The organism is Variovorax boronicumulans NBRC 103145 (genome assembly GCF_001591345.1).
GTDB classification, from domain to species: domain Bacteria; phylum Pseudomonadota; class Gammaproteobacteria; order Burkholderiales; family Burkholderiaceae_C; genus Variovorax; species Variovorax boronicumulans.
The window spans coordinates 1-15,667 of record NZ_BCUS01000072.1; the positions used below are offsets into that span (position 1 = coordinate 1).

Consider the following 15,667-nt stretch of genomic DNA (forward strand, 5'->3'; position numbering starts at 1 on the left):
GTCGAGCGCGGTGTGCAGGCCGCGCACATGGCCCATCTGCACCAGGCGCATGAGGTCGGCGCGGTCGTCTTCGCCGAGCGCGAGCAGGGGCGGGCGCGGCGGCGCCAGGTCGGCGTCGGCGGGCGGCGGCATCGCATCGCCGGTCGCCAGCCATTCGAGGCCCAGGTGCCGCTCCAGCGTGGCGATGAGTTCCGACTCGATCACCGGCTTGCCCACGAAGGCCTGGCAGCCCGCGGCGCGCAACCGGTCGGACTGGTTCTCGAACATGTTGGCCGAGACAATGATGATCGGCAGCTCGGCGAAGCCCGAGGCCCGCACCGAGCGCGCGGTCTGCCAGCCGTCCATGTCGTCCATCGTCAGGTCCAGCAGGATGGCCGACGGCAGCTCTTCGCGCAGGCTGTCCAGGCACTCGGTGCCGCTGGCCGCCTCGCGCACCGTGAAGCCCAGCGGCGCGAGCATGCCGGCGAGCATCTGGCGCTGCACCGGCTGGTCGTCCACCACCAGCAGCGTGCGGCGCTCGCCCAGGTAGCCCGACACCGGCTCGCGCGAGCCCGCCTGCGGGCCGGGGTCAGCCACCTCACGCAGGTACACGCGCACGCTGAAGGTGCTGCCCGCCGAGGAGGTCGACGCCAGCTTCAGCTCGCCGCCCATGAGCGAAGTGAGCAGCCCGGTGATGGTCAGGCCCAGCCCCGTGCCCGGCTCGCCGCGCCGGCGCCCCGCGGCGCCGCGCTCGAAGGGCAGGAAGATGCGCTGGCGGTCCTGCGGCGCCACGCCGATGCCGGTGTCGACCACGTCGAAGCGCAGCACCTCGCGCCGCGCGTCCACGTGCAGCGTGACCGTGCCGCTGTCGGTGAAGCGCACGGCGTTGGTCAGCAGGTTGATGAGAATCTGCCGCAGCCACTTCACGTCGGCATGCACCCACGGCGGCAGTTGGCCCGCATGCGTGTAGACGAACGCCAGGCCCTTGGCCTCGGCCTGCGGGCGCACCATCTGCACCACCTGGTCGAGAAAGGCCGGCAGCGCCAGCGGCGAGGGCTCCAGCTGCAGCCGGCCGGCCTCGATGCGCGCCAGGTCGAGCAGCCCGTCGATGAGGCCCAGCATGTGCTCGCCGCTGCGGTGGATGGTCTGCACCGCCTCGCGCGGCGGCAGGGCCGCGTCGCCGCCCTTGAGCAAAATCTGCGAGTAGCCCAGGATGCTGTTGAGCGGCGTGCGCAGCTCGTGCGTCATGCCCGCCACGTAGCGCGTCTTGGCCTGGTTGGCAGCTTCGGCGGCTTCCTTGGCGGTCTGCAGCGCGGCGTCGGTGCGGCGGTGCGCTTCGATCTCGAGCGCAAGCAGGTTGTTGTGGCGGTTCGACTCTTCCTGCGCCATCTGCCGACTCTCGCTGCCCAGCACCACCCACCACGCGGCCACGGCGGCGATCACCGAGAGCAGCGCGAACACTTTCAAAAAGGCCGTCGCCATCGCTGAATCGATGGTGCCCGCGATGGCCTCCTGCGCGTAGACCACGCCCACCACCGTGGCCAGCAGCGCGATGAGCGAGGTGGCGACCAGCAGGTAGTGCGCGACGCGGAAGTTCAGCCGCGCCGACAGCGCGGGCGGCAGCAGCGCCTGCAGCCAGCCGCTCATCTGCTCGGCGGCGCGCGAGTCGGTCTTGCAGCGGTCGTGGCAGCGTGACTCCAAGGTGCAGCACAGCGAGCAGATCGGTGCGCTGTAGGCCGGGCAATGCGCCATGTCTTCCGACTCGAAGCTGTTGTCGCACACCGAGCACTTCACGCTCTGGCCCGGCGTCCAGCGGTCGATGTCGGTGCGCGCCAGGTAGTAGCGCCCGCGCGTCCTCCACGCGAGCAGCGGCGACACGGCCATGGCGGTGGCCAGCGCGATGAAGGGCGAGAAGGCCCGCGCCCACTGGCCCAGCGCGCCCGAGTAGGCCAGCATCGCCAGCGCCGCCGCCACCAGCATCGCGACCAGGCCCACGGGGTTGATGTCGTACAGGTGCGCGCGCTTGAACTCGATGGTCTTGGGGCTCCAGCCCAGCGGCTTGTTGATGACCAGGTCGGCCACCAGCGCGCCGACCCAGGCAATGGCGATGTTGCTGTAGAAGCCCAGCACGTGCTCCAGCGCGGCGAACACGCCCAGCGCCATCAGCAGGATGGCGATGGCCACGTTGAACACCAGCCACACCACGCGCCCCGGGTGGCTGTGCGTGAGCCGCGCGAAGAAGTTCGACCACGCGAGCGACCCCGCATAGGCGTTGGTCAGGTTGATCTTCATCTGCGACACGACGACGAACAGCACCGTGATGCCCAGCACCCAGGCCGGGTCGCGCAGCACGTACGAGAAGCCCGTGAGGTACATCTGCGTGGGCTCGATCGCGTGGTTGGCCGGAATCTCGTGCTGCAGCGCCAGGAAGGCCAGGAACGCGCCGCCCATCATCTTCAGCATGCCGGGCACGATCCAGCCCGGCCCCGCGACCAGCACTGCCGTCCACCAACGGCCACGGTTGGCGGCGGTCTTCTCGGGCAGGAAGCGCAGGTAGTCGACCTGCTCGCCGATCTGCACCACGAGCGAGAAGGCCACCGTGGCGGCCGCGCCGAACATCAGCGGATCGAAGCCGCTGCTGTCCGAGGTGCGGCCCACGAGCCCGGTGAAGTCGGCGTACAGCTCGGGCTTCTTCACCATCACCGCGATGAAGGGGCAGACGAACAGCACGATCCAGATCGGCTGCGTCCACAGCTGCAGCCCCGAGATGAGCGTGATGCCGCGCGCCACCAGCGGAATGATCACGATCGACGACACCAGGTACAGCAGCCACAGCGGCCAATCGAGGTACATCTGCAGCGCCAGCGCGAGGATGGCCGCTTCGAGCGCGAAGAAGATGAAAGTGAAGCTCGCGTAGATCAGCGAGGTGAGCGTGGAGCCCAGGTAGCCGAAGCCGGCGCCGCGCGTGAGCAGGTCCATGTCGACGCCGTGGCGCGCCGCGTAGTACGAGATCGGCAGGCCCGTGAGGAAGGTGATGAGCCCCACCACCAGGATCGCCCACAGCGCGTTCGAGAAACCGTAGCTCAGTGCGATGGCGCCGCCGATGGCCTCCAGCGCCAGGAACGAGGTGGCGCCGAAGGCCGCATTGGCCACGCGGAACTCCGACCACTTGCGAAAGCTGCGCGGCGTGTAGCGCAGCGCGTAGTCCTCCAGCGTTTCGTTCGCGACCCAGGCGTTGTAGTCGCGGCGGATGCGAAAGATCTTCTGTCCGGAGACGGATGTCATGGCGGGTTCTCGCGGCGGCGGCAACGGTGGCATGCGGCAGGTACAGCAAGAAGCGCTCCCTGCTGTCCCGTGCCTTGTCTGCTCGCGAGTCTGCGGCCCGGGCAGGGGCGCATCGCTACGTTGAATGACGTATTCGCGAGTACGCAAGTGATTTCTAAAGTACCAGCCATGGTGCTCGCAGCACCGTCCGATGCACTGCGATGGTGCGCGGCTCACTCTTCTTTCAACCTGCCTGGAGTTCCTGATGTCGCGTGATTCCGATCCTTCTTCCCTCGATGCCATGGCCCTGCGCCGCCGCCGCCTGCTGCAGGGCGCCGCCGCGCTGCCCGTGATGGGCCTGAGCGGCCTGAGCTTCGGCCAGGGTCAGTTCCCCACGGCCAAGGTCAACACCACCAAGCTCGCGGTGACCGACACCGAAGTCACGGTGGGCCAGCTGCATTCGTCCACCGGCACGATGGCCATCTCGGAGACCGGTTCCATCCAGGCCGAGCAACTCGCCATCGACCAGATCAACGCGATGGGCGGCATCCTGGGTCGCAAGATCAAGGTCATCAAGGAAGACGGCGCCTCCGACTGGCCCACCTTCGCCGAGAAGTCGAAGAAGCTCCTGGTCAACGACAAGGTCGCGGCCGTGTTCGGCTGCTGGACCAGCGCCTCGCGCAAGGCCGTGCTGCCGGTGTTCGAGAAAGAGAACGGCCTCTTGTACTACCCGACCTTCTACGAAGGCCTGGAGCAGAGCAAGAACGTGATCTACACGGGGCAGGAGGCCACGCAGCAGATCATCTGGGGCCTCGATTGGGGCGCGAAGGAGAAGAAGGCCAAGACCTTCTTCCTCGTCGGCTCCGACTACATCTGGCCGCGCACCTCGATGAAGATCGCGCGCAAGCACATCGAGAACTTCCAGAAGGGTTCGGTCAAGGGCGAGGAGTACTACCCGCTGGGCCACACCAACTTCAACTCGCTGATCAACAAGATCAAGGTGGCCAAGCCCGACTGCATCTTCGCGGCCGTGGTGGGCGGCTCGAACGTGGCCTTCTACAAGCAGCTCAAGGCCGCGGGCATCACCGGCGACAAGCAGTTCCTGCTGACGCTGGCCGTGACCGAGGACGAGATGACCGGCGTGGGCGGCGAAAACTTCGCGGGCTTCTATTCGTCGATGAAGTACTTCCAGACGCTGGACAACGAGAACAACAAGAAGTTCGTGGCCGCCTTCAAGGCCAAGTACGGCAAGGACGCGGTAATCGGCGACGTGACGCAGGCCGGTTACCTGGGCCCGTGGCTGTGGAAGGCGGCGGTGGAGAAGGCGGGCAGCTTCGACATCGACAAGGTGGTGGCGGCGTCGCCGGGCATCGAGCTGAAGACCGCGCCGGAAGGCTACGTGAAGCTGGATGCGAACCATCACCTGTGGAGCAAGGCGCGCATCGGGCAGGGGCAGCTGGATGGCAGCTTCAAGGTGGTTGCGGAATCGGGCGAACTGATCAAGCCCGATCCGTTCCCCAAGGGGTATCAGTAACTCCCCCGAAGCGGCTCACTTCGTGTAGCCGCCTCCCCCTCAAGGGGGCGACACCAGCGGCCCGGCAAAGCCGGTTCCGCGGTGTCTCACGACTTGTTCCCTGACCCTTACCGGATATTGCGCAATGAGCCTCTCGGACATGATGAACATCGGCCTGATGCAGGGCTTCGCGGGGCTGAGCCTCTTCGCGGTGCTGCTGCTCATGGGCCTCGGGCTCGCGATCATCTTCGGGCAGATGGGCGTGATCAACATGGCGCATGGCGAGTTCATGACCATCGGCGCCTACTCGATCTTCCTGGCCGCGCAGGTGACCGAGCGCATGGCGCCCTCGCTCATGCCGTACTACTTTCCGATCGCGATCGGGCTGGCTTTCGTGTTCGCCTTCATCGCCGGCTGGCTCGTGGAGTGGGCGCTGATCCGCCACCTGTACAAGCGGCCGCTCGACACGCTGCTCGCCACCTGGGGCGTGAGCCTGGGGCTGCAGCAGATTTTTCGCACCTTCATCGGCCCGAAGGAAGTGAGCCCCACGCTGCCCGAGTGGCTCATGGGCTCGTGGACGCCGCATGAAGGCCTGGACATTCCGATCAACGGCCTCTTTGTGCTGGCGCTCACGGCGCTGGTCACGGGCGGCGTGCTCATTGCCTTGCACAAGAGCCGCTGGGGCCTGCGGGTGCGCGCCACCGTGGCCAACCGCACCATGGCCAACGCCACCGGCATCGACACCAAGAAGACCGACCGCCTCACCTTCGCCATCGGCTGCGGCATTGCCGGCGTGGCGGGCGCGGCCTTCACCACCATCGGCTCGACCGGGCCGACCTCGGGGTCGCTCTACATCGTCGACGCCTTCCTGGTCGTCACCTTCGGCGGTGCGGCCAGCCTGCTGGGCACCGTGGTCTCGGCCTTCGGCATCGCACAGACCCAGTCGATCTCGGAGTTCTTCATGACCGGCTCGATGGCCAAGGTGCTGACGCTGTCGCTGATCGTGCTGATTCTCATGATGCGACCGCAGGGGCTCTTTGCCATCAAGGTGCGTCGCTGAACCCGATTCCTTCCCGGAGAACCTCCCGATGAATTTCCTCAAGGCCTCGATCCGGCGCTACCAGCTCGGCAGCCTGCTGCTTCTGGTGCTGCTGCTCGCGGTGGTGCTGCCGCTGTCGCTCGACATCTTCCGCCTCAACCTCGTGGGCAAGTACCTCAGCTACGCCTTCGTGGCCGTGGGCCTCGTCATGGTGTGGGGCTACGGCGGCGTGCTGAGCCTGGGGCAGGGCGTGTTCTTCGGCATCGGCGGCTATGCGATGGCGATGTTCCTCAAGCTCGAAGCCTCCGACCCCGTCACCACCAAGATCCAGTCGACGCCCGGCATCCCGGACTTCATGGACTGGAACCAGATCACCGAGCTGCCCGCGCTGTGGCTGCCGTTCAAGAGCCTGCCGCTGAGCCTGGCGCTGGTGGTGCTGGCGCCGATGGCGCTGGCCTGGCTCATCAGCTTCGCGATGTTCAAGCGCCGCGTGGGCGGCGTGTACTTCGCGATCATCACGCAGGCGGTGGCGCTGATCTGCACCGTGCTCATCATCGGCCAGCAGGGCTACACGGGCGGCGTGAACGGCATGACCGACCTGAAGACGCTGCTGGGCTGGGACACCCGCACCGACGGCGCCAAGTACATCCTCTACTACGTCTGCGTGGGCCTGCTGGTGGCCAGCATCGTGCTGTGCCGCTGGGTGCAGACCAGCAAGCTGGGAACGCTGCTGCTGGCCATGCGCGACAAGGAAGACCGCGTGCGCTTCTCGGGCTACGACGTGTCGAACTTCAAGGTCTTCACCTTCTGCCTGGCGGCCGGGCTCTCGGGCATCGGCGGCGCGATGTTCGCGCTGCAGGTGGGCTTCATGTCGCCGAGCTTCGTGGGCATCGTGCCCTCGATCGAGATGGTGATCTTCTGCGCCGTCGGCGGCCGCATGAGCCTGGTGGGCGCGGTGTACGGCGCGCTGCTGGTGAACGCGGGCAAGACGCTGTTCTCCGAGAGCTTTCCCGACCTGTGGCTCTTCCTGATGGCCGCGCTCTTCATCGGCGTGACCATGGCCTTTCCGATGGGCCTGGCGGGCCTGTGGGAAGACACGATCAAGCCGTGGTGGGCCTCGCGCCGCCAGGCCCTGCGCGACGCCGCGACGAAGCCGCCGCCCGCCGCCGTGTCGGCCCCTTCACCCGTCGCCGCGCCGCAGGCCGAGCCCGCGCTGCCCGAAGGCATCGGCCGCCAGCGCGCTTGACCGAACCCGGAGTCCCATCCCATGAGCAACACCGACTTCGCCCTCGCCGTGGAAGACCTCAGCGTCTCCTTCGACGGCTTCAAGGCCATCGACGACCTGACGCTGTACATCGACAAGAACGAGCTGCGCGTGATCATCGGCCCCAACGGCGCCGGCAAGACCACGCTGCTGGACCTGATCTGCGGCAAGACACGCGCCAGCGCCGGCAGCATCAAGTTCAAGAACACCGAGCTCACGAAGATGGCCGAGCACAAGCGCGTGCGGCTGGGCATCGGCCGCAAGTTCCAGACGCCGTCGATCTACGAAAACCTCAGCGTGTTCCAGAACCTGGAAGTGTCCTTTCCGAAAGGGCGCTCGGTGTTCGGCGCGCTGGCCTTCCAGTGCGACGACGAGGTCAAGGGCAAGGTGCAGGCCATCGCCACGGAGATCGGCCTGGCCGACAAGCTCGGCACAGAAGCCGGCCTCCTGAGCCACGGCCAGAAGCAGTGGCTGGAGATCGGCATGCTGCTGATGCAGGAGCCCGAGCTGCTGATGCTCGACGAGCCCATCGCCGGCATGAGCGCGCGCGAACGCGAGCTCACGGCCGACCTGCTGCAGCGCATCTGCCGCAACCGCGCCGTGATCGTCATCGAACACGACATGGCCTTCGTCAAGCAGATCGCGCACAAGGTCACCGTGATGCACCAGGGAAAGATCCTGGCCGAAGGGCCGATGGAGAAGGTGCAGGCCGACCCGAAGGTCATCGACGTTTATCTGGGCCACTGAACCATGAGCACCATCATGCTGAAGGTCGACGACCTGCACACCGCCTACGGCCAGAGCGAGGCGCTGCACGGCATCTCGTTCGTGGGCCATGCCAACGAAACCATCGCCATCATGGGTCGCAATGGCATGGGCAAGACCACGCTGTTCAAGAGCCTCATGGGCGTGCTGCCGATCAAGAGCGGGCGCATCGAAGTGGCGGGGCAGGACGTGTCGCGCGACGAGAGCTTTCGCCGCGTGGCCAAGGGCATCGCCTACGTGCCGCAGGGTCGCATGATCTTCCCGACGCTGACGGTGGAAGAGAACATCCAGACCGGCCTGGAGAACTCGAAGACCCGCCGCATCCCCGAAGAAATCTACGCGCTGTTCCCCGTGCTATGGGACATGAAGAGCCGCAAGGGCGGCAACCTCTCCGGCGGCCAGCAGCAGCAGCTCGCCATTGCGCGCGCGCTCGTCACCGACCCCAAGGTGCTGCTGCTCGACGAGCCCACCGAGGGCATCCAGCCTTCGATCATCAAGGACATCGCCAAGGCGCTCAACGAGATCCGCAAGCTGCGCGGCATCACCATCGTCGTGTCCGAGCAGGTGCTGAGTTTCGCGATGGACGTGGCCGACCGGCTGTTCGTCATCGAAGGCGGCCGGCTCGTGCACGAGACCGCGCGCGACAAGACCGATGTGGAACACATCAAGGCCTATCTCTCTGTCTAACCACAACCCCAGGAGCCACTGCACATGACGGACACGCTGATCAAGGTCGACCTGACCAAGTCGCCCACGGAGAACGAGAACATCCACAACCGCTGGCACCCGGACATTCCGATGGCCTGCTGGGTCAATCCGGGCGACGACTTCATCCTCGAGACTTTCGACTGGACCGGCGGCTTCATCAAGAACAACGACAGCGCCGATGACGTGCGCGACATCGACCTGAGCACGGTGCACTACCTCTCGGGCCCGGTGGGCGTGAAGGGCGCCGAGCCCGGCGACCTGCTGGTGGTCGACCTGCTGGACATCGGTGCCAAGCAGGACAGCCTCTGGGGCTTCAACGGCTTCTTCTCGAAGAAGAACGGCGGCGGTTTCCTCACCGACCATTTCCCCGAGGCGCAGAAATCGATCTGGGACTTCAAGGGCATGTTCACCAGCTCGCGCCACATCCCGGGCGTGAATTTCGCGGGCCTGATCCATCCGGGCCTCATCGGCTGCCTGCCCGACAAGCCCATGCTCGACATGTGGAACGAACGCGAAGGCAAGCTCATCGCCACCGACCCGGACCGTGTGCCCGGCCTCGCGAACCCGCCGTTCGCCGGCACCGCCCACATGGGCAAGATGACCGGCGAGGCGAGGGCGAAGGCGGCAGCGGAGGGCGCGCGCACCGTGCCGCCGCGCGAGCACGGCGGCAACTGCGACATCAAGGATCTGTCGCGCGGCTCGAAGGTGTTTTTCCCCGTGTACGTCGACGGCGCGGGCCTGAGCGTGGGCGACCTGCACTTCAGCCAGGGCGACGGCGAGATCACCTTCTGCGGCGCCATCGAGATGGCCGGCTGGGTGCACATGAAGGTCACGCTCATCAAGGGCGGCATGGCCAAGTACGGCATCAAGAACCCGATCTTCAAGCCCAGCCCCATCACGCCGCAGTACAACGACTATCTGATCTTCGAAGGCATCTCGGTCGACGAGAGCGGCAAGCAGCACTACCTCGACGTGAACGTGGCCTACCGCCAGGCCTGCCTCAATGCCATCGAGTACCTGAAGAAGTTCGGCTACTCGGGCGCGCAGGCCTATTCGATCCTGGGCACAGCACCGGTGCAGGGCCACATCAGCGGCGTGGTCGACGTGCCCAATTCGTGCGCCACGCTGTGGCTGCCCACGGGCATCTTCGACTTCGACATCAACCCGAACGCCTCGGGGCCTGTGAAGTTCATCGACGGCAGCATCGACATGCCGCTGTCGCACGACCTGCGCTGAAGCCATGCCGACCTACGACTACGCCTGCGGGCAATGCGGCGGCTTCGAATCGCTGCGGCCTTCGGGCCAGCGCGACGAGCCCGCCGCCTGCCCCGATTGCGGCACGGCTTCGCCGCGCGTGTTCACGGCCGCGCCGCGCCTGGCGCTGATGGCCGCCGATACGCGGCACGCGATGGCCACCAACGAACGCGCACGCCATGAGCCTTCGAGCTCGCGCGACTATGCGCGGCTGCGGCATCCCTCGGGCTGCGGTTGCTGCTCGGGATCGTCGCGGCGCAGTGCCACGCAGACCGCGCCGAACGGTGCGAAATCGGCCCCGTCGCGGCGGCCCTGGATGATCTCCCACTGAGGGGCCGGCGTGCATTCTTTGCATGCGCCAGACGCATGCAAGAAATGCCGGCAGCGAGAGCTTTCTCGTGCGTTCCCTCTGGAGGAGAGGGTTCCGGTCGCCGCATCGCATGCGCGGGTGGCGCGCGATTGTTTCAATCCCGTGAACGCCGCGATTCCTTTTGCTGCCGTTTTTTGGGGCGCTTCAGGTTCAAACTTCATCCCATCGACACACCACCTGAAGGAGATTGAAATGAATGCCTCGAAGACCCTCGCCGCCGTTGCGCTCTCGCTCCTGGCTGTTGCCGGTGCCCACGCTGAAACCTATGACGGCGTGCACACCGTGAACTCGACCCTCTCGCGTTCGGAAGTCGCGTCGCAAGCCGTGGCCGCCGCCCGTGCCGGCAACGAGTACAGCGACGGCGCCACCGCCGGCGCACAGACCTTCACCTCGACCGCCGACCGCTCGACGATCCGCGCTGAAGCCGTCGCCAAGGCCCACGACCCGCTCGCCAGCCTCGACCGCCGCGCGTTCTATCGCGACGAAGTGCCGGCCGCTTACAAGAAGCCCAGCGTGTCGTTCACGCGCCAGGCTGGCCTGTAATTGGTTGACTGCAGCTCCTTCGGGGGCTGACAAAGAAGAACGGGTCCTCGGGCCCGTTTTTTCATGCCCGCATCTTTGCCACGAGGTCCGCGACGTGCTCGCCCAGCGCGAGCGATGCCGTCAGCCCCGGCGATTCGATGCCGAACAGGTTGACCAGCCCCGCGATGCCGTGTGCGTGCGGCGTCTGGATCACGAAATCCGTCGCCGTGTTGTGCATCGACGAACCCGGGCCCGCCAATCGCGGGCGGATGCCGGTATAGCCCGGCTGCAACTCACCGTCCTCCAAGGCGGGGTAATAGCGGCGCACCGACTGGTAGAAGGCCGCTTCGCGCGAGGCGTCGAAGCTGTAGTCGATGCCGTCGAGCCAGCTCAGGTCCGGCCCGAACTTGCATTGCCCACCGAGGTCGAGCGTCACGTGGGCGCGCAAGGCGTCTTCACGCCCGGTCGGGTACACGAGATGGCGGAAGGGCGATTTGCGCGCCAGCGAGAAGTAGTGGCCGATCGCGTAGTACAGCGGTGGCACCAGGCCGGCCGGCATGCCGTCGATCCGCGATGCCACCTGCTGCGCACCCAACCCCGCCGCGTTCACCACCGTGTTGCACAGCACGCTCGTTGCTTCCGCGTCGCCTACCTCGACCACCAGGCCGTCTGGCGTGGGCCGCGCGGCCAGCACACGGCTCTGCAAAGCAAGCGAGGCACCCGCACGTTCCGCGTCGCCCAGGTACGACAGCATCAGCGCGTGGCTGTCGACGATGCCCGTCGAGGGCGAGTGCAGGGCGCCGACGCAGGCCACCTCGGGCTCCATGCCGCGTGCCTCGGCGGCGTCGAGGATGCGCAGGTCGGTCACGCCGTGGGCCGCGCCGAGCGCGACGTATTTGTCGAGCTCGGGCAGCTCCGAGTCCTGCACCGCCACGATCAGCTTGCCGATGCGCTGGTGGCCGATGCCGCGTTCGGCGCAGTAGGCGTACAGCGCGGCCTTGCCCGCCACGCACAGCCGGCCCTTGAGCGAGCCGGGCGCATACGAGATGCCCGCATGGATCACCTCCGAATTGCGCGCGCTGGTGTGCGTGCCGATGGCGTGCTCGGCCTCGAGGATCACCACCTCGCGCCCGGCCATGGCGAGCGATCGCGCGATGGACAGACCCACCACGCCGGCGCCGATCACGACGCAGTCGATCCGGTCCATGCGGCTCAGTCCAGCTTGATGTCGGCTTCGCGGATCAGCGCGCCCCACTTGGCGTGCTCGGCGCGGATGTAGGCGTCGAACTGCTGCGGCGTGCCGCTGGCGGGCACGCTGCCTTCCTGTGCGAGCTTGTCCTGCACGTCCTTGCGCGCCACCGTCTTCACCACGGCCGCGTTGATGCGGTTGACCACGTCGGCGGGCAGCCCTGCCGGTCCGACGAGGCCGACCCAGGTCGTGGCCTCGAAGCCCGCGAAACCCTGTTCGGCCACGGTGGGCACGTTCGGCAGTGCGGGCAGGCGCTTGGCCGAGGTGACGGCCAGCGCGCGGGCGCGGCCGTTCGACAGCTGCGACATCACCGAAACGCTGCTGCCGAAGTACAGCGCGATCTGCCCGCTGATCAGGTCGTTCATGGCCGGGCCTGCGCCCTTGTAGGGCACCTGCATGACCTTGATGCCCGCGCGGCGCGCCAGCATTTCGCCGGCCAGGTGCCCCACGGTGCCGTTGCCGGCCTGCGCGATGCTGAACTCGCCCGGCTTCGCCTTCGCGGCCTTGATGAAGTCGGCCAGCGTGCGCAGCGGCGAGTCCGCGCGCACGGCGAGCACGACGGGTTGCGAGGCCACTTCGGCGATGGGCGAAAAGTCTTTCAGCGCCTCGAAGGGCATCTTCGAATAGAGCCAGGGGTTGATCGTGAGGTTCGACGTTTGCCCCATGCCGATCGTGTAGCCGTCGGGCGTGGCCTTGGCCACGGCGTCGAGGCCGATGTTGCCGGCCGCGCCGGGCTTGTTGTCGACGACGACGGCCCAGCGCTCGAGCGAGGTGAGGCGTTCGGCAATCAGGCGCGAGGTCGCGTCGGTGCCGCCGCCGGGCGTGAAGGGCACCACCAGCTTCACGGGGCGTTGCGGCCAATCGCCTTGCGCGTAGGCCATGCCCGCCGTTTGAGCGATGGATGCGAAGGCGGTGGTCTGCAGAAAGTCTCTTCGGTTCATGTCTTGTCTCCTGGGGGGTCTTGTGATCTCGTGGCTGCCGTTCAGACCGGCAGGCCCTTGGCGCGCAGCACGGCGTCGAAGCGCTCGGGGTCGGCGGTGCCGGTGCGGTTGGTCTCGCGGATCTTTGCTTCGCGCGCCAGGTGGGCCCGCGTCTTCTCGAGCACGTCGGCCGCTTCGGCGGCCGGCACCGCGATGACGCCGTCGGCGTCGCCCACCACGAGGTCGCCCGGCATCACGACCAGGCCCGCGCACGAGACGGGCACGTTCACCTCACCGGGGCCGTCCTTGCTCGGCCCGCGGTGCGTGTGGCCTCGCGCGAAGATCGGCATGCCGTCTTCGGCCCATTCGCACAGGTCGCGCACCGCGCCGTCGATGACGAGGCCCGCCAGCTGGCGCGCGATGCAGGTGGTGCGCATCAGGCCGCCGACCAGCGCCTGCGTGACGTCGCCGCCGCCGTCGATCACGAGCACGTCGCCCGGCGCGACCATCATCAGCGCCTTGTGGATCATCAAGTTGTCGCCGGGCCGCACGCGCACGGTGACGGCGGGGCCGCACAGCACGGTGTCGAGCCGCGCGTGGTACTGGCGCAGCCCGACGGTGCCGACATTGCGGCTCATCGCATCGCCGATGGCGGCCACGGGCAGCGTGCGGAAAGCGTCGACGAGGGCGGCGTCTGGGCCGGACGCGCGCGGGTTGATGCGGTAGCCGGGCGGCCAGGAGAGCGGGGCGGTCATGCGGTGATTCCGTGCAGAAGGGGGGAAGACAGGACCTGCGGGTTCACGCAAGCCGAAGGATCGACCGGACAGCCTTGCAGCCAGCCCAGCACGTTGCGTGCGGCGCCGCTGGCCATGCCCGCGAGCGCCGCGGGCGTGGAGCCGCCGACATGCGGCGTGAGCACCACGTTGGGCAGGGCGGCCAGCGGGCTGCCGGCGGGCAGGGGTTCGTCGGCCATGGTGTCGAGGCCGGCCGCGTACAGCTGGCCGCATTGCAGCGCCGCGATGAGCGCGGGCTCGTCGATCACCTCGCCGCGCGCCGTGTTGACGACGATCGCGCCGCGCGGCAGCGCCGCAAGCTGCGCGGCGCCGAGCATCTGGCGCGTGTGGCGGTTGAGCGGCACGTGCAGGCTGAGCACATCGCTCAGCGGCAGCAGCGCATCGAACGAAGGCAGCAGGCGCACGCCGGCCACTGGGCTCGGGCCTTCGCCGAGGGCCGGGTCGAACGCGGCCACCTGCATGCCGAGCGCGAGGCCGACCCGGGCCACGCGCTGGCCGATCTGGCCGAAGCCGACCAGGCCCAGCGTCTTGCCGTGCAGCTCCACGCCGTCTTGTGCGCGCGACCAGCGGCCATCGTGCAGCTCGCGGTCCATCCAGCCGATGCGGCGTGCGGCGGCGAGCATCAGGCCGAGCGTCATCTCTGCGACCGACTGCGCGTTGGCGCCGGGCGTGACGTAGACCGGAATGCCGCGCGCGGTGGCCGCCTCGACGTCGATGTTGCTCACGCCCACGCCATGCTTTGAAATCACTTTCAGCGTCGGACACGCGGCGATGGCGCGGGCCGACAGTTGCACGGTGCGCGAGATGACGGCGTCGATGGGTTCGCTCGCCATCAACTGCTCGACTTCTTCGACGCTGTCTGCGTTCGCAAGGTAGATGACGCGGGCGCCGGCTTCGGCGAGCAGGTCGGCGCCGGCCTTGGCAAGCCGTGGCGCAGTGACCAGGACAGTGGGGTTCATGGAGAGAGAGGGTCGTTCGAGGATCGGTATGGGCTGGATTGTGGAAATCGCCATTCATTCCGTCCAATCGATAATGTTCATCTAACGATTCCTCGGAGCTATGAATGGACATCCAGCTGCGCGACCTGAAGTATTTCGAGGTGGTCGCCGACACCGGCCACCTGGGCCAGGCCGCCGACAAGCTCGGGCGCACGCAGCCCGCGCTGACCAAGGCGGTGCAGCGGCTCGAGGAGGCCTTCGGCAGTGCGCTGTTCGAGCGCAAGGGCCGGGGCATCCAGCTCACGGCGGTGGGCGAGGTGCTGCTGGCGCGTGCCCGGCTGCTGCGCGGCGCCACCGAGGAGGCGCTGCGCGAAGTGAGCGATTTCGCCAAGGGCAACGCGGGCCATGTGCGCATCGGCAGCGGGCCCATTGCGGCCGACCATGTGCTGCCCGAGGTGTGCAATCTGCTGCTGGCCGAGGCCGGCGACACGCGCATCGACATCACCGTCGCGCCCAGCATGGCGCTGCGCGAGCGGCTGCGCGAAGGCGCCATCGACCTCTTGATCGGCCTCATGCCCGAGCACGATCCGGCCTTCGTCACGCATTCCATCGTCGAGGATGTGGTGGTGGTCGCCGCCAGTCCGCAGCACCCCGTGTTCGAGCTGCCGAAGATCACGATGAAGTCGCTCCTGCAATGGCGCTGGGTGCTGCCCGCCGACCCCATTCCCAGCCGCCAGTGGCTCGACGCGGCGTTTCAGTCGCGCGGGCTGCCGCTGCCTGCGGTGCAGGTCAACGCGAACTCGATCCCGCTGCTGCCGCGCCTCATCTCGCGCACCGACCTGCTGAGCTTCTTGTCGCGCCACACGCTTGGCGCGGCCGGGCGCGAAGGCACGCTGCGCGAAGTGCCGCTCAAGGAAACCACGCTGCGTCGCCACCTGGGCGTCACGTACCGCAAGGAGGGCTACCTGTCGCCGGCGGCACGGCGCCTCGTGACCTTGCTGCGCAGCGAAGGGGCGCAGCTTTTTTCGTCGGCGCTGTCGCAGCGTGTGCTGTGACCGGTGCGGTGCGACGACTGAGGGGCTGAAGGA

General features: G+C 67.5%; 14 protein-coding genes. 9 read left to right on the forward strand and 5 right to left on the reverse strand.

The annotated features are described in order from the left end of the window. A partial coding sequence (locus VBO01S_RS19890; protein WP_157627394.1) for a hybrid sensor histidine kinase/response regulator occupies positions 1-3,264 on the reverse strand: 3,264 nt, incomplete at its 3' end. 244 nt (positions 3,265-3,508) lie between these two features. Between VBO01S_RS19890 and urtA the strand changes: the two genes are divergently transcribed. The 8 genes from urtA to VBO01S_RS19930 all read left to right on the forward strand — a co-directional run bounded on the left by urtA (position 3,509) and on the right by VBO01S_RS19930 (position 10,699). Further along, the gene (gene urtA / locus VBO01S_RS19895; protein WP_062478305.1) at positions 3,509-4,777 is read left to right on the forward strand and encodes an urea ABC transporter substrate-binding protein; all 1,269 of its coding nucleotides are present in this window, start codon (positions 3,509-3,511) and stop codon (positions 4,775-4,777) included. 124 nt (positions 4,778-4,901) lie between these two features. Next, positions 4,902-5,816 carry an urea ABC transporter permease subunit UrtB gene (gene urtB, locus VBO01S_RS19900; protein WP_062478308.1) on the forward strand — a complete coding sequence of 305 codons (915 nt, stop codon included), beginning with the start codon at positions 4,902-4,904 and terminating at the stop codon, positions 5,814-5,816. A 28-nt stretch (positions 5,817-5,844) separates the two neighbouring features. Continuing rightward, positions 5,845-7,041 (forward strand): urea ABC transporter permease subunit UrtC, encoded by a 1,197-nt coding sequence (urtC, locus tag VBO01S_RS19905; protein WP_062478311.1) that lies wholly within the window; start codon positions 5,845-5,847, stop codon positions 7,039-7,041. A gap of 21 nt (positions 7,042-7,062) precedes the next feature. Next, positions 7,063-7,806, forward strand: a complete 744-nt coding sequence (gene urtD, locus VBO01S_RS19910) for an urea ABC transporter ATP-binding protein UrtD (RefSeq protein ID WP_062478314.1) — start codon at positions 7,063-7,065, stop codon at positions 7,804-7,806. Between the two features lie 15 nt (positions 7,807-7,821). Next, a complete protein-coding gene (urtE, locus tag VBO01S_RS19915) occupies positions 7,822-8,511 on the forward strand; it encodes an urea ABC transporter ATP-binding subunit UrtE (RefSeq protein WP_062478384.1) in 690 nt (229 codons plus the stop codon). A 24-nt stretch (positions 8,512-8,535) separates the two neighbouring features. Continuing rightward, on the forward strand, positions 8,536-9,768 hold the full coding sequence (fmdA, locus tag VBO01S_RS19920; RefSeq protein WP_062478318.1) for a formamidase: 1,233 nt from the start codon (positions 8,536-8,538) through the stop codon (positions 9,766-9,768). Positions 9,769-9,772: 4 nt separating this feature from the next. Next, the gene (locus VBO01S_RS19925) at positions 9,773-10,117 is read left to right on the forward strand and encodes a zinc ribbon domain-containing protein (protein WP_062478321.1); all 345 of its coding nucleotides are present in this window, start codon (positions 9,773-9,775) and stop codon (positions 10,115-10,117) included. 231 nt (positions 10,118-10,348) lie between these two features. Next, positions 10,349-10,699: a hypothetical protein gene (locus VBO01S_RS19930; RefSeq protein WP_056582144.1), complete on the forward strand. Its 351-nt coding sequence runs from the start codon at positions 10,349-10,351 to the stop codon at positions 10,697-10,699. 61 nt (positions 10,700-10,760) lie between these two features. On the opposite strand, the gene VBO01S_RS19935 is transcribed toward VBO01S_RS19930, so the two are convergent. From VBO01S_RS19935 to VBO01S_RS19950, 4 genes are read right to left on the reverse strand one after another with little or no spacing between them, the layout of a single operon-like run. After that, on the reverse strand, positions 10,761-11,885 hold the full coding sequence (locus tag VBO01S_RS19935; RefSeq protein WP_062478324.1) for an NAD(P)/FAD-dependent oxidoreductase: 1,125 nt from the start codon (positions 11,883-11,885) through the stop codon (positions 10,761-10,763). Between the two features lie 5 nt (positions 11,886-11,890). After that, positions 11,891-12,868 (reverse strand): Bug family tripartite tricarboxylate transporter substrate binding protein, encoded by a 978-nt coding sequence (locus tag VBO01S_RS19940; RefSeq protein ID WP_082818207.1) that lies wholly within the window; start codon positions 12,866-12,868, stop codon positions 11,891-11,893. Between the two features lie 41 nt (positions 12,869-12,909). Then, a complete protein-coding gene (locus VBO01S_RS19945) occupies positions 12,910-13,602 on the reverse strand; it encodes an RraA family protein (RefSeq protein WP_062478327.1) in 693 nt (230 codons plus the stop codon). Next, positions 13,599-14,600 (reverse strand): hydroxyacid dehydrogenase, encoded by a 1,002-nt coding sequence (locus VBO01S_RS19950; protein ID WP_062478330.1) that lies wholly within the window; start codon positions 14,598-14,600, stop codon positions 13,599-13,601. The genes VBO01S_RS19945 and VBO01S_RS19950 overlap by 4 nt, the downstream gene beginning before the upstream one ends. 104 nt (positions 14,601-14,704) lie before the next feature. On the opposite strand from VBO01S_RS19950, the gene VBO01S_RS19955 reads away from it, so the two are divergent. Then, positions 14,705-15,634 carry a LysR family transcriptional regulator gene (locus VBO01S_RS19955; protein WP_062478332.1) on the forward strand — a complete coding sequence of 310 codons (930 nt, stop codon included), beginning with the start codon at positions 14,705-14,707 and terminating at the stop codon, positions 15,632-15,634. Positions 15,635-15,667 lie beyond the last annotated feature (33 nt).

Coding starts and splice junctions, on each gene's coding strand:
- urtA (WP_062478305.1), top strand. CDS start 3,509: ATGTCGCGTGATTCCGATCCTTCTTCCCTCGATGCCATGGCCCTGCGC.
- urtB (WP_062478308.1), top strand. CDS start 4,902: ATGAGCCTCTCGGACATGATGAACATCGGCCTGATGCAGGGCTTCGCG.
- urtC (WP_062478311.1), top strand. CDS start 5,845: ATGAATTTCCTCAAGGCCTCGATCCGGCGCTACCAGCTCGGCAGCCTG.
- urtD (WP_062478314.1), top strand. CDS start 7,063: ATGAGCAACACCGACTTCGCCCTCGCCGTGGAAGACCTCAGCGTCTCC.
- urtE (WP_062478384.1), top strand. CDS start 7,822: ATGCTGAAGGTCGACGACCTGCACACCGCCTACGGCCAGAGCGAGGCG.
- fmdA (WP_062478318.1), top strand. CDS start 8,536: ATGACGGACACGCTGATCAAGGTCGACCTGACCAAGTCGCCCACGGAG.
- VBO01S_RS19925 (WP_062478321.1), top strand. CDS start 9,773: ATGCCGACCTACGACTACGCCTGCGGGCAATGCGGCGGCTTCGAATCG.
- VBO01S_RS19930 (WP_056582144.1), top strand. CDS start 10,349: ATGAATGCCTCGAAGACCCTCGCCGCCGTTGCGCTCTCGCTCCTGGCT.
- VBO01S_RS19935 (WP_062478324.1), bottom strand. CDS start 11,885: ATGGACCGGATCGACTGCGTCGTGATCGGCGCCGGCGTGGTGGGTCTG.
- VBO01S_RS19940 (WP_082818207.1), bottom strand. CDS start 12,868: ATGAACCGAAGAGACTTTCTGCAGACCACCGCCTTCGCATCCATCGCT.
- VBO01S_RS19945 (WP_062478327.1), bottom strand. CDS start 13,602: ATGACCGCCCCGCTCTCCTGGCCGCCCGGCTACCGCATCAACCCGCGC.
- VBO01S_RS19950 (WP_062478330.1), bottom strand. CDS start 14,600: ATGAACCCCACTGTCCTGGTCACTGCGCCACGGCTTGCCAAGGCCGGC.
- VBO01S_RS19955 (WP_062478332.1), top strand. CDS start 14,705: ATGGACATCCAGCTGCGCGACCTGAAGTATTTCGAGGTGGTCGCCGAC.